Below are 20,365 nucleotides of genomic sequence, written 5' to 3'. Positions count from 1 at the left end.
GGAGCGGCGGAACAGGTGTCAGGGATGGACCCCGTGGACGACGGAGCGGACTCCGAGGACTTCTCCGCGGCCGGGCGGCGGGCCCGGTTCGCCGAGGAGGCCCGCTCGGAACGGCCGGATCTCGCCCTGCTCTGCCTGCTGGTGGGAGCCGAGGCGATGCCGGAGCCCCCGCCCGGCGACCCCGATCCGTACGGCATCGACGCGGCGCAGATCGAACTGGACCGGCTGGCGGGCCGGCTCCCGCACGGTCTTGCCGGACCGCGGGAGTGGGCGGACGCGCTGGGCGAACTCCTCGGCGGCCGGTACGGATTCTGCGGCGCCTCCCCCGACTACCAGCGGCTGGACTCGTCGTTGCTCCAGCAGGTGCTGAAGCGCCGCCGGGGGCTGCCGATCCTGCTCTCCGTGGTGTGGATGGAGGTGGCGCGGCGGGCGGGCGGCCCGGTCCACGGGGTCGCGCTGCCGGGGCACTTCGTGGTCGGCTTCGGCGATCCGGCGGAGCACGTGCTGGCCGATCCGTTCGCCGGGGGCGTGGTGCTGACCGGCGAGGACGCCGAGCTGATGGTCGCGGGATCGACCGGTGTGCCGCTGCGCGAGTCGCTGCCGACGCCCGCCCGGCCGCAGGCGATCGTGCTGCGCATCCTGAACAACGTCCGGGCCTGGGCGGCGGCCCGCCCCGAGCGCTCCGACGTGGCGCTCTGGGCGGTCGAGCTGTCGCTGCTGCTGCCGTCCCATCCGGCGCGCCTGCGGTACGAGCGCGCTCAACTCCTCGTCCAGCGCGGGGACTTCCTGCGCGGGGCTTCGGAGATGGAGGAGTACGCGGACGTCATCGGCGGCATCGAGCCGACGGCGGCGGAGTCGATACGGCGTGCCGCCCGTGCGGCCCGGGCCCGGCTGAACTGACCCACCGGGCGGCCCGGCCCGGCTGAACCGAGCCCGGGCGGTGGTCCGCAGCCGCGCCGGCGCCCGGCGCCGGGCCGATCCCTCCGGCCGGCCCCCGCGCCCGGCCCTCTCCCCGCGAACCAGTGCGTGAGATGGAGCACATTGACAGCTTCTACGATTCTAGATCCTATAGGAAATAGAGAAAGGGAGCCGATGATGACTCACACCGCAGAAACCTGGCCGATCGCCGCCGCCCTGCTGCAGTTCCCGAACGTCGGACCCGACGGTGTCTCCACCCAGGAGCAGACCGCCGAGCAGTGGGCCACGAGCCTGCGGGACGTCGCGGACGCCGGGTTCACCGAGGTCGACCTCACGGACGGCTGGCTGCGCCCCGGCGACCTGGCCCCCGCCCGCCTGGAGGAGCTGCGCTCCACGCTGGTGGAGGTCGGCCTGACCGCCCCCGCCATCTCCGCGATCCGGCGCAGCGTCATCGACCCCGTCGACGGCGACGACAACCTCGCCTACTCGCACCGCACCATCGACGCCGCCGCCGCGCTGGGCGTGCCGCTCGTCTCGGTCGGTCTGCACCGGCCGCTCACCCCCGAGCAGCAGTCGGTGCTCTGGTTCTGGACGGTGCCGGGCCCGAAGGACCCGGTCGGCGACCGGGAGACCTGGAACAAGGCCGTCACCCGGCTGCGCGAACTCGCCGACCACGCCGCCTCGGTGGGCGTCGAGCTGTCGCTGGAGATGTACGAGGACACCTACCTCGGCACCGCGGACTCCTCCGTCGCCCTGCTCACGGACATCGACCGCTCCAACGTCGGCCTCAACCCGGACCTCGGCAACCTCATCCGGATGCAGCGCCCCATCGAGTCCTGGGAGTCGATGGTCACCAAGACGCTGCCGCACGCCAACTACTGGCACGTGAAGAGCTATTACCGCGTCGAGGACCCGGCCACGGGCACGGTTCTGACGTCCCCGGCGCCGATGGAGTCCGGCTTCGTCAGCTACCGCCAGGCGATCAGGATCGCCTTGGCGCACGGCTACACCGGCGCGTTCTGCGTCGAGCACTACGGCGGCGACGGCCTGAGCGTGGCCGCCTCGAACCGCGAGTACATCCGGCGCATCCTGCCGCGCGGCACCGGGGCCTGACCACCCCGTTCCGCGCCCCACCCCGCCGCCCGCCGCCCGGGTCGTACCCCCGTACCCGGCCCTGCCCCAGGGCGGCGGGGCGGCGGGCCCGCCGCCGCCCGGCGAGCGGGCCCCACCCGTCCGCGTACCTCTCCGTGCGGCCCCACACCCGCGCGTACGAGACCCCGCGGGCGTCCCCCGGTGCGCGGGGCGATCCCCCGCGCCCGCACCCACCCCCGTACCTCTCCGACTGGGAGTTCACCCGCCATGACCCGGCTCTTCGACGACCCCGACCGCTTCAGCGAGGACCAGCTGCGAGGTTTCGCCGCGGTCTACCCGGAGCACGTCACCGTGGTGCCCGGGGGTGTCGTCCGCTCCCGGCCGCAGGAGACGGGCCGGGTCGCGGTGGTCGTGGGCGGCGGTTCGGGGCACTACCCCGCGTTCAGCGGGCTGGTGGGCGAGGGGCTCGCGGCGGGTGCCGTGGTCGGCAACATCTTCACCTCGCCGTCCGCCCGCCAGGCCGAGTCGGTGGCGCGGGCCGCCGACACCGGCGCGGGTGTCCTCTTCTCCTTCGGCAACTACGCGGGCGACCGCATGAACTTCGGCATGGCCCAGGCCCGGCTGCGGGACGCCGGGATCGACACCCGTACGGTCATGGTCACCGACGACGTGGCCAGCGCCCCCGCCGAGCGCCGCCACGAACGCCGGGGCATAGCGGGCGACTTCACCGTCTTCAAGGTCGCCGGGGCCGCCGCCGAGGAGGGCCTCGACCTGGACGGCGTGGAGGCCGCGGCCCGCCACGCCAACGACCGTACGTTCTCCTTCGGCATAGCCTTCGACGGCTGCACCATGCCCGGCGCCGACACCCCGCTCTTCACGGTCCCCGAGGGCAAGATGGCCATCGGCCTCGGCATCCACGGCGAACCGGGCGTGCGCGACGCCGACATGGCGGACGCCCCGACGATCGCCCGCACCCTCGTCGAGCGGCTCCTCGAAGAGCGCCCGGAAGGGGCGGGCCCGCGCGTCGCCGCCATCCTCAACGGGCTGGGCGCCACAAAGTACGAGGAACTCTTCCTGCTCTGGGGCCATGTCTCCGACGCCCTGGCCGAGGCCGGTCTCACGGTGGTACGCCCCGAGGTCGGCGAGCTCGTCACCAGCCTCGACATGGCCGCCTGCTCCCTCACCCTGATGTGGCTCGACGAGGACCTGGAGCGCCGCTGGTGCGCCTCCGCCGACGCCCCCGGCTTCCGCCGGATGCCGCTGCCGAAGGTCCCGGACGCGCCGCGCGTCCACCCGGGCGAGCAGGCGAAGGCCCCGGTCGTCCGGGGCGACGCCGCGTCCCGCGCCGCCGCGGCCGACGTCCTCGCCGCCCTGCGGGCGCTGCGCACCGCGCTCCACGAGGCCGCCGAGGAGCTCGGCCGGATCGACGCGGTCGCCGGTGACGGTGACCACGGGCGCGGCATGACCAAGGGCGTCGACGCGGCCGTCCGGGCCGCCGAGGAGGCCGACGAGGCGCAGGCCGGGGCCCGTTCGCTGCTGAGCGCCGCCGCCGACGCCTGGGCCGACCAGGCCGGTGGCACCTCCGGTGTGCTCTGGGGCGTCGCGCTGCGCGCCCTGGCCCAGGAGCTCGGCGACACGGGCCGAGCCGACGGGGTGCGCGCCGCCGGGGGCGCCCGGGCCGCGCTGGACGCCGTCACCTCCCTCGGCGGGGCGAAGCCCGGCGACAAGACCCTCGTCGACGCGCTCGTCCCGCTGGTCGACACCTTCACCGCGGGCGTCGCTCGCGGTGCGGACCCCCGGTCCGCCTTCGCCGAGGCCGCGGCCGCGGCCACCGGGGCGGCCGACGCCACCGCCGCGCTCACCCCGCGCCTGGGCCGCGCCCGCCCGCTCGCCGAGCGCAGCGTCGGCACCCCCGACGCCGGCGCTCTCTCGCTCGCCCTGTGCGCCCGCACCGTCGCGGCGCTGCTCGGCGGCGGCACCGGCGCCACGACCGGCTGACCCGCGACGGCCGCCCGCGCCACGAACGCCCCCGACCACCCCACCACCCCCGGGAACCCCGACATGACGCAGAACCAGACCCTCGCTCCGCTCCGCATCGTCATCGGCTGCGACGACGCCGGATACGCGTACAAGGAAGCCCTCAAGGCCGACCTGGAAGCCGATCCGCGCGTCGCGTCCGTCGTCGACGTCGGTGTGAAGGCCGACGAGCACACCGCCTACCCGCACATCGGGGTGGCCGCCGCCCGTGTGGTGGCCGACGGGGACGCCGACCGTGCCCTGCTGTTCTGCGGTACGGGGCTCGGGGTCGCGATCAGCGCCAACAAGGTGAAGGGCATCCGCGCCGTCACGGCGCACGACAGCTTCTCCGTCGAGCGGGCGGTCCTGAGCAACAACGCCCAGGTCCTCACCATGGGCCAGCGCGTCATCGGCCTCGAACTCGCCCGCCGGCTGGTCCGCGAGTGGGTCGGCTACCGCTTCGACGAGGCCTCTCCGTCCGGCGAGAAGGTCGCCGTACTCGACGCGTACGACACCGCCGCGCCCGCCGGTGCCGAGGACGGTCCCGCCGGCTGCTGAGCCGCCCCCTCCTTCCGCCCCGAACCGCTCGTCCGCCACCACTTACAACGACGTAAGGTGCACCCCGCATGTCCATGACCGCCCTGACCAGACCAGAGATACTCGCGGCCGCGACCGAGCCCTGGACCGGCCACGACACCCGGCTCATCGTCATGGTCGCCCTCGCCATCGGTGTGATCGTCTCGCTGATCGCGATCCTCGACTTCCACCCGTTCGTCGCCCTCATCGGCGGATCCGTCGTGCTCGGCATCGGCTCGGGGACCGAACTCTCCAAGGTCGTCGACTCGTTCAGCGCCGGGATGGGCTCAACCCTCGGCTCCACCGGCGCCCTGATCGCGCTCGGCGCGATCCTCGGCAAGCTGCTGGCCGACTCGGGGGGTGTGGACCGCATCGTCGACACGATCGGTTCGCGGTCGGGTCCGCGTCTGCTGCCGTGGTCGATGGCGCTGATAGCCGCGGTCATCGGTCTGCCGATGTTCTTCGAGGTGGGTCTCGTCCTGCTGGTGCCGATCATCGTGGTGATGGCCAAGCGGACGAAGACGCCCCTGGTCCTGCTCGCCGTGCCCGCCCTCGCGGGCCTGGGCACCATGCACGCGTTCGTGCCGCCGCACCCCGGCCCGCTGGTCGCGGTCAGCGCGCTCAACGCCGATGTGGGCACCACCCTCGGCCTGGGTCTGCTCGCGGCGATCCCCACGGTGATCCTCGCGGGACCGCTGTACGGGAAGTTCATCGCCCGCCATGTGCGCAGCGAGGCCCCGGCCGCGCTGATCGCCTCGCTGGTCAAGGAGGCCGAACAGGGGCGGGAGCCGGGTGCGGAGCGCCGGCTGCCGAGCTTCGCCGTGTCGGTCGGGGCGGTCGCCCTGCCGGTGGTGCTGATGCTCGCCAAGTCGGTCGCCGACATCGCCTTCCCGGGTGACGCCTGGTACAACCACCTGCTGGACTTCCTCGGTACCCCGCTGATCGCGATGTTCATCGCGGTGCTCGTCGCCATGGTGGTCTTCGGTTTCCGGCTCGGCCGCAACCGCGCCGAGGTCCGTACGACCGTGACCGCGGGCCTGCCCGCGGTGGCCGGGATCCTGCTGATCGTCGGTGCGGGCGGTGGCTTCAAGCAGCTCATCGTCGACACCGGGGTCGCGGACGCCATCGGCAAGTTCGCCGCGGAGGCGCATCTGCCGCTGCTGGTCCTCGGCTGGCTGCTGGCCGTGCTGATCCGGCTGGCGACCGGCTCGGCCACCGTCGCCACCACCGCCGCCGCCGGGATCATGGCGCCGCTCGCGGCGGGCGTCCCGCCGGTGGAGGCCTCGTTGATCGCGCTCGCCGTGGGTGCGGGGTCGCTCTTCTTCTCGCACGTCAACGACGCCGGTTTCTGGCTGGCGAAGGAGTACTTCGGGATGAGCGTCTCCCAGAACATCAAGACCTGGTCGGCCCTGTCGACGATCGTCGCGGTGATGGGCCTGGCGATGTCCCTGCTGTTGTACGCGGTCTTCGTCTGACCCGTCCCGCCCGTGGGGGCGCCCCGGAGGGGCGTCACTCCCGGGGCGGCCCCGTAAGAGAACCTGACCCCGCGGCCCTCACGACCGCATCCCGCAAGGAAGAAGCACCCGATGTCCGCTGAGAACCCGATGTCCGCCGAGAACACCCCCACCACCGCCGTCCTCGGCCTCGGCGCGATGGGCCTGCCGATGGCCACCCGCCTCGCCGGTGCCTTCCCGGTCCGCGCCTTCGACGTCTTCGAGGAGCGCCGTGCGCTCGCCGCCGAGGCCGGTGCCGTGCCCGCCGCCACGCCGGCCGAGGCCGCCGAGGGCGCCGATGTGGTCGTCATCGCCGTCCGCGACCAGGAGCAGCTGGAGTCCTGCCTGTTCGGCGGCGGGATCGTCGAGCGCGGTGCCGCGGAGTCGCTCCGTGAGGGCGCGGTCGTCGTGGTCACCTCGACGGTCGGTGTCGACGGTGTGCAGTCCGTCGCGGCGCGCCTGGCCGAGCAGGGTGTGCGGCTGGTCGACGCTCCGGTGAGCGGTGGGGCGGTGCGGGCCGGGACCGGCGATCTGCTGATCATGGTCGGCGCGGACGACGAGACGCTCGCCGCCGCCGACGCGGTCCTCGCCCGGCTGGGCTCCACGCTGCACGTCGTCGGACCCCGGGTGGGCGACGGGCAGATCATGAAGACCGTCAACCAGCTGCTGTGCGGCATCCACACGGCGGCGGCGGCCGAGTCCCTCGCGCTGGCCCGCGCCCTCGGCATCGACCTGGACCGCGCCGTCGACGTGCTCGGCCAGGGCGCCGCCGCCTCCTTCATGCTGGCCGACCGCGGTCCGCGCATGGTGCAGCAGTACGAGGTGAAGGAGGACGGCACCGGTGGTCCGGAGCTGCGCTCCCGCCTCGACATCATCCGCAAGGACATGAACATCGTGGTGTCGCTGGCCAAGAAGGCCGGTGTCGCCACCTCGGTGGCCGCCGCGGCCGACCAGCTCTACCAGCTCGCCATCAGCCAGGGCCTGGCCGCCGAGGACGACTCGGCGCTGGTCACCCTCCTCTCGCCGCGCACCGCGCGCTGAGTCCGCCCCGTGGGGGGAGGGCCGGCGGCTCCGGTTAGGCTGAAAACCCGGCTGGAATCCAGGCCGACCGCCGGGCTGAACGCCGGGCTCGCACCCGGTACGCCGGGCGGGTCCGGCACATCACAGGGAGAGTCGACGATGGGACCAGCCGGCAGGCAGGTACGTCCGGCGGGGCTCGGCAGGACCGTGCTCATGGACGAGGCGTACGACGCGCTGCTCGCGCTGATCCTCGACGAGGGCCTGGAGCCGGGCACGCCGCTGCGCATCGACACCATCGCCAAGGACTGGGGCGTCTCGCCGACGCCGTTGCGGGAGGCGCTGGCCAAGCTGGAGAACACCGGCCTGGTCGTCCGCGTCCCGCACCGCGGCTACACGGTCGCCCCGCTTCTGGACGACGGCGGGTTCCGTGAGCTGATGGGTGCCCGGCTCCTCATCGAGCCGTTCAGTGCCCGTCAGGCCTGCGAGCGGGACGCGGCGGGCACGGCGCGTGCGCTGGCCGAGAGCCACCGGCTGATGGAGGCGGCGGCGGTGCAGCGGGTGGCGGACGACTTCCGGGCGTACCTCCAGGCCGACTCCGCCTTCCACGCGACCATCGCCCGTGCCGCGGGCAACCGGTTCCTCTCGGCGGCCATCGATCCGCTGGGCGCGCACATCCAGCGCTTCCGGCGTTTCACCGGCGGCCGCGTCACCGACACGCAGGAGGCGCTCGCCGAACACGCGGCCGTCCTCGACGCGTTCGAGGCGGCTGACGCGGACACCTGCGAGTCGGCGATGCGCGCGCATCTGGAGGGTGTGGCGCACCGGTCGTTCGGCCACTGACACCACCTGGCACGAGCTCCCGGCCCACTGGATTCCGAGAGCGCTCCGAAAGGCGTTACGGCTCCGCGTTCCTGAAGACCGGCCGAAGGCCGACAGCGGCTGCGTGCTGCCCCCGACCGGGGCCGCAGCCGCTCTTCGGCATGCCCGGAATCAGTTCTTCCATTTAGAGCCTCCGCCAGTAGGTCATCGGATGCGTGGGTTTCGGGGTCGGGTGTGCCAGCGGTAGAGGAGCCAGGAGCGTCGGATCAGGCAGCGAACGGTGATGATGGCGGCGGCCAGGGCGAGGAAGAACTCGATGGCCGCTCTCCGGCGTTCGGTGCAGCGTCGGAGTTTGCCGAAGTTGTTCATCCAGGAGTTCGTGCGCTCTACCACCCAACGGCCGCCGGTCTGGATCGGGGTCTTCGCGCCGCGCGCGGCGATGCGCGCATCGATCCCGCGGGCGGCCAGGTCGTCGTGGACCATCTGGTAGTCGTATCCGGCATCCAGGGCAAGGTGCGGGTGTTTGGGTAGCGGCCCGAGGGTCGGCTCCAGGGCGGTGAAGCGGTCGAGGGTAGCGGGCAGCAGGGTGTGGTCGCGGGCGTTTGCTGGTGCGGGCTCGGTGACCAGCGGAATACCGCTACCGTCGGTCAACTGTGAGCGTTTCATGCCGAGTTTGGCTCGGTCGACCGGGCTCCTGCCGGCGCACTCGCCACCAGAGGGCGCCTTGGTGATGCAGCCATCGGCGCTCAGGCGGTCGAGTTCGAGGCCGATCATGCGGTCGTAGGCGGAGAGCGCGATCAGCCGCAAGGTCTCCATCACGCCAGCGGCGATCCACTCGTCGCGGCGTCGGCGCAAGGTGGTAGCCGAGCAGTGCTCGTCGGCGGCACGTTCGTATCCGCAGCCGAAGACCAGGACCTGTACCAGGCGGTCGAAGACGAGCGCATCGCTGATCCTCGGGTTGTGACAGCCCAGCGGGTGCCGGTCCTCGTGCACGGGCAGCAGCGCGAGGAACTGGTCGCGGATCGGGGCGAGAATGCGTGATGGGACAGCAGGCACGGATCCCCCGGTGATCATGAAGCATAGAGAGCTCCATGATCGGGCGAACCGTGTCTGCCCTGCTATCGCCTACTCGCATACATCTTGGAGACGTTGGCGCGCTGTCGCTGGTTTGCAGCCGAACCCGGGTTCAGGGTGCTCGGCAGCAGTACACACCGGTTCATCCCCGCCGTCAGCGGTTGAGGAAGGAGTAGCTGCGGCCGAGCTCGGTGAAGCCGCGGCAGGAGTACCACTCGCGCGGCCAGTCGGTCGCGTCCGCGACCAGGAAGAGCTGCGGGATCCCGGCAGAGGCGGCCAACGCCAGCCCTGTGGCGAGCAAGGTGTCTCCGTGGCCCTGCTTACGGTGCAGCACAGCGGTGACGAGGTCCTCCAGCTGAGCCAGCCCGGCGGTTCGGTCTAGGTAGAGGTCGGCCCAGGCCGCGATCTCCCCGCCCGGGGCCCGAGCGGCCAGAAAAGACACCTTCTCGGCGCCGCGCAGGCGGGCGGTACGGCGCTCGGTGAGCTGTCGAGCGAGATCCTCGTCCAGGCCCCAGTCCAGCTGCTGGCGGAACACCGCCGCTCGCAGCTCGGCCAGTTCGACCGGGTGCGCGACAGGTTCGGGCAGCGCGCAGCCAGCTGTCTCCCGGGCCAGTACCAGCTCGGTGTCCCGATCGTAGCCGGCCGCCGCCAGCACCGGGGTGGCCCGCTCCCCGAGTGCCTCGTCCAGCACCGTGATCCGGTACTGCTGGCGCGGTCCGAGGCCCTGTGCAGCCAGTTCGGGCAGTGCGGCCGGGTCGACGCCCGAGGCGGGGACGATCAGTTGGTTGTGCTCCTGGGATTGGGGGAAGTCCGAGTGGCGGACGGCGAAGGCTCCGGGCAGCTCGACGGTCTCAGTGGCCTGGCGGCGGGCGAAGGCGGCGCGGAAGGCGGTTACGCGCTCAAGCAGATCCGGCATTTTCGTCATGATCGTCCCGCCCACTGCCGGGGGCAACACCTTTTCCCTACCGGCGGACGCTCTTAGAACGACCGCCACTTGATGGTCAGTAAGGGTTTCAGGTTGGTGGCAGGTCGGCGTGATGCGTGCAACCGGTTCAACATCGGCGCTTGCCTGGGTGGCGGGTCAAGACTCGTCGGCCCGAGCGAGGATCGCCTCGATGCAGGCCGCGGCCTGGCGCCAGACGGTGAGGAATTCTCTGCTGTCTACCTGTGCTTCGCGCCACTGCGAATTCTCGTCGTGGGAGCGGAAGCTGAACAGGATCGCGCGGTCGGTCATCTCGGCGTCGACCTGCATGTGGTCGAAGGTGTCACCCAGAATCAGCTGAAACCGCTCATGCGGTTCGCCACTCTCGACCAGTCGGGCGAGATCTTGCAGGTCACAGTAGTGCGGATAGAAGGCCGTTGTGGTTCCATCACCTATCGGCCAGCCGCTGAGCAGGATCTGGAAGAGACCGAAGCGCCGCAGTGGCATGTACTCGAGAACCACGATCTGGAAGCCGCCCGGCTCTCCGAATATGCCCACAGACTCTCAAACTCCAGGGTACCGGCCAGTTACGGCCTCAAGGGATGACTCGTGAGAACGACCTGTAGCGATCATGAAGATCTCAAGCTCAGCGATCGCCGGAGGATTCGTGCCTACCGTCCCATCATCCCTGTTTGAGCCGCTGTGGGACCAGTTCAGCGCGCTGATTCCTGACCGGCCCGAGTTCGATCCGGCGCATCCATGGGGGTGCCACCGCCGCCGGGTGCCCGACCGAGTCGTCTTCCGCCACGTCGTAGACGCCCTGGTCCACGGTTCGGGTTATGAGCGGATCGCCAGCAACGAGTGCTCGGCCAGTACGATCCGACGCCGGGTCAGGGAATGGGCCCACCTCGGACTGGCCACGCGGCTGCACGCGATCGCCCTGGCCGCTTACGACACGATGATCGGCCTGAACCTTGATGATTTGTCTGCTGACGGCTGTCACACCAAAGCACCGTGCGTCGGCGCCAAAGCCGGACCGTCACCGGTCGACCGTGCGAAGCAGGGACTCAAACGCTCCACTTTGGTCGATGCCGATGGAGTCCCGCTGGGCATTGCGTCGGCCGGCGCGAACCGGCACGACTCGAAACTGCTGGAGCCGACCATCGAAGCGGCCGAACATCAGCTCGGAGCCCTACCCGGGAACGCCGTAATCCACCTGGACTCTGCGTACCACGGGCGAGCCTGCCGTCGAATACTGGACGATCACAGGCTGATCGGTGAGATAGCCGTGAAGGGCATCCCGGCCCCGATCCAAGTTGGCAAGCGTTGGGTGGTCGAACGTACGCAGTCATGGATGAACGGCTACGGCAAGATCCGCAGGTGCTTCGAACGCGACGGCGAGGTCGTCGATTTCTACCTCTACCTCGCCGCTGCGTTCGTCACCGTCCGTGCGCTGATTCGCCGAGCGCGCAAGCTCTATCGCTGGAGCACGCGGCCAACAGCCCGCCGCCTCCGCTGACCATCAAGTGGCGGTCGCTCTTAGCTGAGAATCTCCTCTGCAACCCATTGACCTCGGCATTTACTCCTGCGCATGCTGACGGCACCTTTTTGTCAATGACGTGAATTTATCTATCCGGTCCCCCTCCCCACGACGTGGCGTCGGAAGGCGTACGGGCCGGAAGCGGGAGCCCCGATGAACCAGTGGAACGACACCTCGCTCGGTGACGACGAGCGGGTCGAAGCCCTCTTGTCCGCGATGACGCGGGCCGAGAAGCTCGCCCAGTTGGGCAGCTACTGGGGCAAGGCCAACGTCGGCAGCGGCGACGCCCGGGTCGCGCCGATCGAGGAGGCCCTCGCCGCCGGTTCCACCGAGTCCGCGGCCCTGGCGCAGGGCATCGGCCAGCTCACCCGCCCGTACGGCACCCGGCCCCTCATCCCTGAGGAGGGGCGCGCCGAACTGATCCGGCTCCAGCGGCTGCTGGTCGACGGAACCCGCCTCGGCATCCCCGCCATCGCCCACGAGGAGTGCCTCACCGGCTTCGCCGCCTTCGGCGCCACGGTCTACCCCACCCCGCTGGCCTGGGCCGCGACCTTCGACACCGGGCTGGTCGAGGAGATGGGCGCGGCGATCGGCCGGGACATGGCGTCCGTCGGCGTGCACCAGGGCCTCGCCCCGGTCCTGGACGTCGTGCGCGACTACCGCTGGGGGCGCGTGGAGGAGACCCTCGGCGAGGACCCGTACCTGACCGGCCTGGTGGGCACCGCCTATGTGCGCGGGGTGCAGTCCGAGGGCGTCATCGCCACCCTCAAGCACTTCGCCGGGCACGCCGCCTCGCGGGGCGCCCGCAACCACGCGCCCGTCTCCATCGGCGCCCGCGAGATGGCCGACGTGATCCTGCCGCCGTTCGAGATGGCGGTGCGCGAGGGTGCCGTCGGTTCGGTGATGAACACCTACACCGACCAGGACGGTGTCCCCGCCTGCGCGGACGAGCACCTGCTGACGGACGTGCTGCGCGAGCAGTGGGGCTTCGAGGGCACGGTCGTCTCCGACTACGGGTCGATCGCGTTCCTGCGGACCATGCACCGGGTCGCCGCCACCGAGGGCGACGCGGCCCGCGTCGCGCTGACCGCCGGTATGGACGTCGAGCTCCCCAACACCCGCTGCTACGGCGACCCGCTCGCCGAGCAGCTCGACGGCGGCCGGGTCGACCCCGCGCTGCTGGACCGTGCCGTCGAGCGCGTCCTGCGCCACAAGCTGCGGCTCGGCCTGCTGGACGCCGGCTGGACCCCGGAGGCGGACGCCGGTCTGGGCACCCCCGTCGACCTGGACTCCCCGGCCAACCGCGCCCTCGCCCGTACCCTCGCCGAGCGCTCCGTCGTACTGCTCGCCAACGAGGGCGCCGCTCTCCCCCTGGACGCGGCGCGCACGCCCCGGATCGCGCTGATCGGTCCGGGCGCCGACGACTCGGGCACCTTCCTGGGCTGCTACTCCTTCCCGAACCACGTGCTGCCGAAGCACCCCGGGCACCCGGCGGGCCTCGCCCTGCCGAGCCTGCGCGAGGCGCTCACCGCCGAGCTGCCGGACGTCGAGTTCGCCTACGAGCGGGGCTGCGCGGTCAGCGGCACCGACCGCTCCGGTCTGCCCGCCGCCGTGCGTACCGCCGCCTCGGCCGATCTGGCGCTGGTCGTCGTCGGCGACCGCTCCGGGATGTTCGGCAACGGCACCTCGGGCGAGGGCTGCGACGCGCCGGACCTCCGGCTGCCGGGCGTGCAGGTGGAGCTGGTCGAGGAGGTGCTCGCCACCGGCGTCCCGGTGGTGCTGCTCGTCGTCTCGGGCCGCCCGTACGCGCTCGGCGGTCTCGCGGAGCGCTGCGCGGCCGTGGTGCAGACGTTCATGCCCGGCGAAGAGGGCGGCCCCGCGCTGGCCCGCGTGCTCTCGGGCCGGGTGGCCCCCGGCGGCAAGCTGCCCGTGCAGATCCCGGCCCTCCCGGGGAGCGGTCCCGGCACCTACCTCAACCCGCCGCTCGGCCGTTTCAGCCAGGGCATCAGCGTGCTGGACAACACCCCGCTGTACCCGTTCGGGCACGGCATCTCGTACACCTCCTTCGGCTACGAGGACCTGCGGGTCGCCGGGGATGGCCGGGTGCCCACCGACGGGTTCATCGAGGTCTCCTGCCTCGTACGGAACACGGGCGAGCGGGCGGGCCGCGAGACGGTCCAGCTGTACTACGACGACCCGGTCGCCCAGGTCGCCCGGCCCACCCAGCAGCTGGCGGCCTTCGGCGTCGTCGAGCTGGCCCCCGGTGAGGCGGAGCGGGTCGCGTTCAAGGTCCACGCCGACCAGACCTCGTACACCAAGGACGCCTCGGGCGACGGTCGGCGCATCGTCGAACCCGGCACCATCCGCCTCATGCTCGGCTCGTCCAGCGGCGACATCCGGCTGAGCGCCGACGTCGAACTCACCGGGCCGCAGCGCGTGGTGGGCGCGGACCGCCACCTCGTCCACGCGTAGAGCCACTCCCCCGGCCGCCGCGCGCACCACGTCCGCGCGGCGGCCCACCAACCCCGTCCCCCTCCCCCGTCCCCCTTGCTCAAGTCCACGGCGTACGAGCCTCGCCCGCGCCGTGACCTGCCCATGCCTGCGTAACGTCCTGCCCGCTCAACAGGAAGCAGCCCTCACCGTGACCACGGATACGCTCCGCACCCCGGCCGGCACCTCCGCGCCCGGCGGCTCCCCCGACGCCAAGATCCCCCGTCCCCGGCTGGTCGTCGGCATGGCGGCCAGTCAACTCGGCCTGTTCCTGGCCCTCCTGACCCCGATCCTGGTGAGCCTTCAGCTCAAGGTGCAGTCGTTCGTCCCCGAGGACGACCAGGTCGCCTCGCTCGGCATCATCACCACCACCGGTTCGGTGGCGGCGATGTTGGCGAACCCGTTCTTCGGGCGCCTCAGCGACCGCACCACCAGCCGTTTCGGCCGCCGCCGCCCCTGGCTGGTCCTCGGCATGCTGGGCCTGCTGGCCGGTCTGCTGATCATCGCGACGGCGAACAGCGTCGCCGTGGTCACCGTCGGGTTCGTCATCTCCTCGGCGTCCGCCAACGCGGCCCTCGCCGCCTTCGTCGCGACCGTCGCGGACAACGTCCCCGAGCACAAGCGCGGCAAGATCAGCGGCTGCTCGGCATCATGCAGAACCTGGCCCCCACGGCGGGCACCTGGATCGCGAAGTGCTTCACCGACCAGATGCTGCTGCTCTTCCTGGTCCCCAGCCTCATCGGCATCCTGCTGGTGGTCGGCTACGTGATGGTGCTGCCGGACAAGCCGCTGGAGACGAAGCCTCCTCGGGAGGGGTTCAAGGCGGTCCTGCGCACCTACTGGGTCAGCCCCAGGCAGCACCCGGACTTCGCCTGGGCCTGGCTGTCGCGCTTCCTGCTGACGCTGGCCAACTGGATTTTCACCACCTTCCGTCTGATCTACCTTCAGCACGAGATGCGGCTCACCAGCGCGGAGGCGACCGAGACGCTCGCCACCGGCGTCCTCATGTACGGCTTCTGCGTGATGGGTTCCGCGCAGGCCGCGGGCTGGCTCTCGGACCACTTCGGCCGCCGCAAGCCGTTCATCGCCGTCGCCGCGGTCCTCTTCGGCATCGGCATGGTGATCCTCAGCCAGGCCGACACGATCGGGGTGTTCTACTGCGCGGAACTCGTCCTGGGCCTGGGCTTCGGCACCTACCTCGGCGTGGACCTCGCCCTCGTCATCGACGTGCTGCCGGATCCGGAGAACCCCTCCAAGGACCTCGGCATCTTCAACATCGCGATGTCGGCCCCGCAGATCTTCGCCCCCGCGCTCGGCGCCCTGCTGATCTCCCTGGGCGGTGGCCACAACTACTCGATCCTGCTGATCACCGCCTCGGCGGTCTGCCTCTGCGGCGCTCTGGCGATCCTGCCGGTACGCAAGGTGCGCTGACCGCCGCTCCCGGCGGTCAGAACCGGGGCGGGACGGCTCACGCGCCGTCCCGCCCCGGTTCGCAGTAGAGGTCGCGGAAGGCGGCGGTGAGGGAGGCGACCGTGCGCCAGTACGCGTACGCGGCGAGGTCCGGGGTGCTCGGGTCGGGCCGCACCGCGAGGGAGAGATGGCGGTAGGCGGCACGGAACAGCAGCCGGACGGCTCCCCGGTCCGGCTCGTCGTGTCCGTACTCGTCGGCGCTCATCAGCTTCCGCAGGTGGGCGACGAGTTCGTCGGTACCGGCGTTGACGACGGACCGCGGCGGCACGCCCGCCCGGTCCGCCCTCGCGTGCTCGATGGCGTCGGTGATCGCGTCCACGTCGATGCCGGGGTCCTTCGGTCGGACGTCCCGTGCGGTGCTGGTGTTCATGGGTCCTCCTGGCGGCCCGCGCGGGATGGCCCCGTACGCGTCCGCCGCCGGTGGCCGGGGGCGAGCGGGGACCCGCTCCGGGGGTGAGCTGCGGTACGAGAAGCGAACCGCATCCCGGGCCCGCGCGGGCGGCCGACGGCCCGCCCGGCTGATCAAAGTGGTCAAAGATCGACAGGGACGGCCGCACCCGGACGCGGATCGGTACCGGACCGGACGCAGATCGACTCCGTGTACACCGACCCGGGTGACGTGCGGGGATTCGCCGCACGGGCTCCCCGCCACCGTGGTTCCTTGAGCCCCGTCGGCGTGCGGCCGGGGAGAGCTCTCCGTCTCCGGGCACACGCGGGGTGCGGTGGGGTCGGGCATCGGGGGTCGCGGGATGACACGGACACGGAACGAGCAACTGGCGTCCCTCCTGGGCGAGGCCGGCTGGTCGCGCGCCCAGGCGGCCGGCGCCTTCAACCGGGCGGCGGCGGAGGGCCGGAGCCCGGACGGTCCGGGCGGTCCGGGCAGTCCGCTGATCGGGCGCTCGCACGTGTCCATGTGGGTCGGCGGCACCCGGCCGTCCGGTTCGGCCCCCGCCGTCCTGGCGCTCGCCCTGTCCCGGCGGCTGAAGCGGGTGGTCACCGTCGCCGAGCTGGGGTTCGGCACTCCGGGTCCGGCGCCGCTCGGCCCACCCGCCGACGCCCTGACCGTACTGGCGGACCTCGGGCGAGCCGACCTCCATCCGGACCGCCGGAACCTGCTGGCCGGGATCGTGTACTCCACGGCGGCGCTGGCTGTCCCTTCCGGCGACCGCCAGCCGTCGTCCGCCGGGCCCGCGCCGCAACCGGCCGAGCGGGTGGCCAACCACCTGCGGGTGACCCAGGGCGACGTGGCGACCGTCCGCGAACTCACCCACGCCTTCTCGGCGGTGGACCAGCGGCGCGGCGGCGGACACGGCCGCACCGCCCTGGTGCAGTACCTGCACACCGACGTGACGGATCTGCTGCACGGCCGGTACGCGCACGAGCGGGTGCGCCGGGAGATGGAGTCGGCTGCGTCCGAACTCGCCTATCTCTCCGGGTGGATGGCCTTCGACAGCGGCGAGAACCCACTCGCCCAGCGCTACTTCACCCTTGCGCTCCAGCTGGCCGGGGACGCCCAGGATCATCCGCTGGGCGGCCACATCCTTCGCGCGATGGCCCACCAGGCCCTGGATCTCGGCCACTTCGACACCGCGCTCGCCCTCGCCGAGGCGTCCGTACAGGACCGCCGCTACAGCGGAGCGACCCCGCGCGAACGGGCGCTGCTCGGCGTGGTGCACGCCCGGGCGCTCGCGGCGGCGGGCCGCACCCGCAGCGCGGTGAAGGCGCTGCTGCGCGCGGAGAACGACCTGGCCGCCGCCGACGCGGGGGTGTCCGAGCCGCACCGGACCTTCTTCTTCGGCGAGGCGTCCCTCGCCCACGAGACCGCCCGCACCCTGGGGTTGCTCGGCGACCGCAAGGGTGCGATCCGCGAGTTCGGCCGTTCGGTACGCACCCGGGGAGCGGCCTTCCGCCGCACCCACGCGGTGACCCTGGGGCACCTGGGGGCCGCCCAGATGGCGGACGGGCGGGTCGAGGAGGCCTGCGCCACGTGGAGCGGGCTGCTGGACTCCATGGAGGAGGGCATCCAGTCGGGCCGGGCGGAGCAGGCGGTCGTCCAGGTGCGGCGCCTGCTGTCGCCGCTGCGCCACCGCCGCATTCCGTGGGTGACGGCAGTGGCCGAGCGCGCCAACAGGCATCTCTCGAAGCTACATTGACGGCTGGGGTCTCTCGTTGGGATCGGTCTCTCGTCGGGATCGGGCTGGGGGTACGGGCATGGCGGACGCACTGGGCATCGAGCCGATCGGGACCGTGGTCGGGGGGCGCCGGGAGGTGGCCGAGGACCACTGGGGCGGCGTCGAGGCGGTGATCCGGCTGCGGCCGGACTTCCCGCCGGAGGTCGTACGCGGGCTGGAGGAGTTCTCCCACCTCGTGGTCGTCTGGCACTTCGACCGGGCCGACCCCGGCGACGTGGCCCTGCGCGCGAGGAGCCCCCGGAACAACCCTGCCTGGCCGCCCACCGGCACCTTCGCCCACCGCAACCACCGCCGCCCCAACCAACTCGCCACCAGCTTCCCCCGGTTGCTCGGGGTGGACGGCCTCGATCTGCGGGTGGCCGACCTCGACGCGGTGGACGGCACGCCGGTCTACGACCTGGCCCCCTGGTTCACCGCGATGGGCCCCCGGGGTCCGGTCCACGAGCCGGCCTGGCCGGGCGAGATGCTCGCGGCGTACTGGGCCGGGGCCGAGGAGGACCGTACGAACGGGGCCTGAGGGTTACGTCGGACCAGGTCAGGGCTGCCGCGACGGTCAGGGCGACGAAGGGCACGGCGAAGCCCGCTCCCGCACCGCCCGGACCGTCGACGAGTCGGCCGACCGCCGCTGCGGCGAGCGCGATGCCCGCCGCGCTCGCCGAGTTGGCCCAGGTGAAGGACTGGGTCAGGACCGCCCGGGGCATGACCGACTCGACGAGCCTCGCGGAGGCGATGACGCACGGCGCCACCCCGGCACCGGGGAGCAGCAGCGCCAGGCCGAGTTGCCAGGGGGTGGCGGCCAGCAGTGGCAGCAGCGACGCGCAGCCCAGAAGGGCCAGGATCAGAGGGAGTTGGGACCCCGGTGGGGTGCGCCGCCCGTACCTCCCGTAGGCCAACCCGGCCAACAGACTGGCCGCGCCCATCACTCCGTACAGCAGCCCGGCCGCCGGGGCGGCGTGGTGGTCGTCGGCGAAGGCGCTCAACGAGACCTGCGTCGAGCCGAAGAAAACGCCCAGGGCCAGATTGACCACCAGCAGGGCGGCGAAGTGCCGGGAGAGCAGGGTCCGGGCTCCGGTGCCGGGTACGGCCGTACGGTCCGGGGCGGGGCCCGGGGCGGCCGCCGGAACAGGCCGGGGGCCGGGCTTCGGGGCCGTACGTCGCTGGGCCGCGAGGGCCAGTCCCGCGCCGACGACGAGCACCCCCGCCAGGACCGTTCCGGCGGCCGGGTGCAGCCGGGTCGCGGCGAGCACGGCGAGGGCGGGGCCGAGGAGGTAGGCGGCCTCGTTGGCGAAGGCTTCGAGCGCGAAGGCCGGGGCGAGCTCGGCCCGGCCGTGCAGCAGCGCCGACCATCGGGCCGAGGAGAGAGCACCGACCTGCGGAATCGTCGCCCCGGCTCCGAGCCCGGCCACCGTCAGCGGCATCGTGGGCGCCCCGGCCAGAGCGAGTGCGACGAGGGCCATGAGCGCTCCGGCGTGGGCGGTCAGGAGGGGGACGAGGACGCGGCCCTGCCCGTACCGGTCCATGAGCCGGGCCACCAGAGGGCCCACCAGCGCCTCCGCCACGGCGAACGCACCGGTGACGAGACCGGCCGCCCCGAAGGACCCGGTCTCCGTGTGGACCAGCCAGACCAGACCGAGACCGGTCATCGCCACCCCGACCCGGGCGGGGGCGGCGGCGAGGAAGAAGGCCGCCGCGCCGGGGGTGCGCAGGGCGGAACGGTAGGACGCGGACGGTGCCGCAGGGGGCGGCGCGGTCGGGGCGCGGCGCCCCGCGCGAGGGGGGACAGCGGGTGCGGTACGACGGAACCAGTGACGCGAGGCCACGGTGAACCTTCCGCTGCACGGTGGGACGGCCGAGGGGGGGCTCCGCGTGCGCGGGCGCTCTCCCCCGCCGCCAGGAGTCGTCCAAGGTGACGCAGGGGAGGCGGAGTTCGGTCCGCTCCGGCGTCGGCTCCGGCGCCGGCAGAAGTAGTGGGAGTGAGGAACGGGGTGGTGCGAGCGGCACCGGGAGGGGCCGCCCGGACACGATACGGCGGCAGCCCGCCCGGCCGCCAGGCGTGACAGCCTCGTGACGGCACAGCCCACCACTGGCGCACCCCCAAGGAGACCGCAGGCGTTTTCAGCGCAGGAGGAGACCGATGGCGACCGCCAGGCGTTCGAGGTAGAAATCCCGGGAGGGGGCCTGGTGCTTGAGTCCGATCGATGCGCTGATCATCGTCCGGGCGACCGGGAGGGCCGTCTCTCGTCCTGACTCGGCGGCGATCGCGTCCGTGATCAGTTCCTCGAAGCGTCGCGGCATGGTCTCGACGATCTCTCCGAGGAGGTCGGGATGGTCCTCGACGACCGTCGCCACATCGCTCGCCAGCGGGCCGATGTAGCGGCCCGCCCACTGGTCGAACGCCTCGACGAGGCGCTCCGGAAGGGAGCGGCCGCTGTCGGCCAGGACCTGTTCGACCGCGGTGATGTCGCGGTCCAGAACCTGGGCGACCGCGGCACGGAACAGAGTCTCCTTCCCGGAGAAGAGGAAGTAGAGCCCGGGCCGGGAGATGTGTGCCGCCCGCGCCACCTCCTCCATCGAGGTCTTCCGGTAACCGAATCGCGCGAACGTGGCCATGGCGGACTCCAGAACCATGGTTCGACGGTCGGGTTCAGCGACTGTCGACGGCGGGAGGCCGGCGTCGGGACTGCTCATGGAGAGAGCATACGAGCGGGAGTCACACTGAACAAAACCTGTCTAGTGCGTATAG

The 20,365-nt window shown here is 72.2% G+C and carries 19 protein-coding genes; 13 read left to right on the top strand and 6 right to left on the bottom strand.

Annotation, left to right across the window (positions count from 1 at the left end):
• Nucleotides 1-24: 24 nt before the first annotated feature.
• The 7 genes from OHA55_RS21545 (at nt 25) to OHA55_RS21515 (ending at nt 7,955) form a co-directional block, all read left to right on the top strand.
• A complete protein-coding gene (locus OHA55_RS21545; RefSeq protein ID WP_266708748.1) occupies nt 25-900 on the top strand; it encodes a transglutaminase-like domain-containing protein in 876 nt (291 codons plus the stop codon).
• Nucleotides 901-1,095: 195 nt separating this feature from the next.
• Entirely contained in the window at nt 1,096-2,031 is a 936-nt protein-coding gene (locus tag OHA55_RS21540) for a sugar phosphate isomerase/epimerase (RefSeq protein ID WP_266708746.1), read from the top strand.
• 246 nt (nt 2,032-2,277) lie between these two features.
• Nucleotides 2,278-4,008, top strand: coding sequence for a dihydroxyacetone kinase family protein (locus OHA55_RS21535; RefSeq protein WP_266708744.1), 1,731 nt, complete (start codon nt 2,278-2,280; stop codon nt 4,006-4,008).
• Between the two features lie 63 nt (nt 4,009-4,071).
• Entirely contained in the window at nt 4,072-4,584 is a 513-nt protein-coding gene (locus tag OHA55_RS21530) for a ribose-5-phosphate isomerase (protein WP_266708742.1), read from the top strand.
• 74 nt (nt 4,585-4,658) lie between these two features.
• Nucleotides 4,659-6,077, top strand: coding sequence for a gluconate:H+ symporter (locus OHA55_RS21525; RefSeq protein WP_266710877.1), 1,419 nt, complete (start codon nt 4,659-4,661; stop codon nt 6,075-6,077).
• Between the two features lie 111 nt (nt 6,078-6,188).
• The gene (locus OHA55_RS21520) at nt 6,189-7,136 is read left to right on the top strand and encodes an NAD(P)-dependent oxidoreductase (protein WP_266708740.1); all 948 of its coding nucleotides are present in this window, start codon (nt 6,189-6,191) and stop codon (nt 7,134-7,136) included.
• Nucleotides 7,137-7,274: 138 nt separating this feature from the next.
• Nucleotides 7,275-7,955, top strand: a complete 681-nt coding sequence (locus OHA55_RS21515; protein ID WP_266708738.1) for a GntR family transcriptional regulator — start codon at nt 7,275-7,277, stop codon at nt 7,953-7,955.
• Nucleotides 7,956-8,138: 183 nt separating this feature from the next.
• Here the strand turns inward: OHA55_RS21515 and OHA55_RS21510 are convergent, their stop codons facing one another.
• The 3 genes from OHA55_RS21510 to OHA55_RS21500 all read right to left on the bottom strand — a co-directional run bounded on the left by OHA55_RS21510 (nt 8,139) and on the right by OHA55_RS21500 (nt 10,488).
• Nucleotides 8,139-8,990, bottom strand: a complete 852-nt coding sequence (locus OHA55_RS21510) for an IS5 family transposase (protein WP_266710875.1) — start codon at nt 8,988-8,990, stop codon at nt 8,139-8,141.
• Nucleotides 8,991-9,162: 172 nt separating this feature from the next.
• On the bottom strand, nt 9,163-9,924 hold the full coding sequence (locus tag OHA55_RS21505; protein WP_266708736.1) for a GNAT family N-acetyltransferase: 762 nt from the start codon (nt 9,922-9,924) through the stop codon (nt 9,163-9,165).
• A gap of 165 nt (nt 9,925-10,089) precedes the next feature.
• On the bottom strand, nt 10,090-10,488 hold the full coding sequence (locus OHA55_RS21500) for a hypothetical protein (protein WP_266708734.1): 399 nt from the start codon (nt 10,486-10,488) through the stop codon (nt 10,090-10,092).
• Nucleotides 10,489-10,597: 109 nt separating this feature from the next.
• Between OHA55_RS21500 and OHA55_RS21495 the strand changes: the two genes are divergently transcribed.
• The 4 genes from OHA55_RS21495 to OHA55_RS21480 all read left to right on the top strand — a co-directional run bounded on the left by OHA55_RS21495 (nt 10,598) and on the right by OHA55_RS21480 (nt 15,391).
• On the top strand, nt 10,598-11,449 hold the full coding sequence (locus tag OHA55_RS21495; protein WP_266710873.1) for an IS5 family transposase: 852 nt from the start codon (nt 10,598-10,600) through the stop codon (nt 11,447-11,449).
• Between the two features lie 174 nt (nt 11,450-11,623).
• On the top strand, nt 11,624-13,942 hold the full coding sequence (locus OHA55_RS21490) for a beta-glucosidase (protein WP_266708732.1): 2,319 nt from the start codon (nt 11,624-11,626) through the stop codon (nt 13,940-13,942).
• A 169-nt stretch (nt 13,943-14,111) separates the two neighbouring features.
• Nucleotides 14,112-14,729, top strand: coding sequence for an MFS transporter (locus tag OHA55_RS21485; RefSeq protein ID WP_266708730.1), 618 nt, complete (start codon nt 14,112-14,114; stop codon nt 14,727-14,729).
• Nucleotides 14,612-15,391, top strand: a complete 780-nt coding sequence (locus tag OHA55_RS21480; RefSeq protein WP_266708728.1) for an MFS transporter — start codon at nt 14,612-14,614, stop codon at nt 15,389-15,391. Before OHA55_RS21485 ends, OHA55_RS21480 begins: the two co-directional genes overlap by 118 nt.
• Before the next feature lie 37 nt (nt 15,392-15,428).
• On the opposite strand, the gene OHA55_RS21475 is transcribed toward OHA55_RS21480, so the two are convergent.
• The gene (locus OHA55_RS21475; protein ID WP_266708726.1) at nt 15,429-15,800 is read right to left on the bottom strand and encodes a hypothetical protein; all 372 of its coding nucleotides are present in this window, start codon (nt 15,798-15,800) and stop codon (nt 15,429-15,431) included.
• Between the two features lie 379 nt (nt 15,801-16,179).
• Between OHA55_RS21475 and OHA55_RS21470 the strand changes: the two genes are divergently transcribed.
• Together OHA55_RS21470 and OHA55_RS21465 are read left to right on the top strand one after the other, a co-directional pair.
• Nucleotides 16,180-17,583, top strand: a complete 1,404-nt coding sequence (locus OHA55_RS21470) for a Tat pathway signal protein (RefSeq protein ID WP_266708724.1) — start codon at nt 16,180-16,182, stop codon at nt 17,581-17,583.
• 58 nt (nt 17,584-17,641) lie between these two features.
• Entirely contained in the window at nt 17,642-18,139 is a 498-nt protein-coding gene (locus OHA55_RS21465; protein ID WP_266708722.1) for an SAM-dependent methyltransferase, read from the top strand.
• Here OHA55_RS21465 and OHA55_RS21460 read toward each other — a convergent pair.
• A complete protein-coding gene (locus OHA55_RS21460) occupies nt 18,033-19,442 on the bottom strand; it encodes an MFS transporter (RefSeq protein ID WP_266708720.1) in 1,410 nt (469 codons plus the stop codon). The genes OHA55_RS21465 and OHA55_RS21460 overlap by 107 nt on opposite strands.
• Nucleotides 19,443-19,737: 295 nt before the next feature.
• Nucleotides 19,738-20,250, bottom strand: coding sequence for a TetR/AcrR family transcriptional regulator (locus tag OHA55_RS21455; protein ID WP_266708718.1), 513 nt, complete (start codon nt 20,248-20,250; stop codon nt 19,738-19,740).
• Between the last annotated feature and the right edge of the window lie 115 nt (nt 20,251-20,365).

Origin of the sequence: Streptomyces sp. NBC_00102 (assembly GCF_026343115.1) — a bacterium.
Taxonomy (GTDB): Bacteria; Actinomycetota; Actinomycetes; order Streptomycetales; family Streptomycetaceae; genus Streptomyces.
The sequence above is the reverse complement of the archived record's forward strand: the minus strand, read 5'-3'. Positions and strand labels throughout refer to the sequence as shown.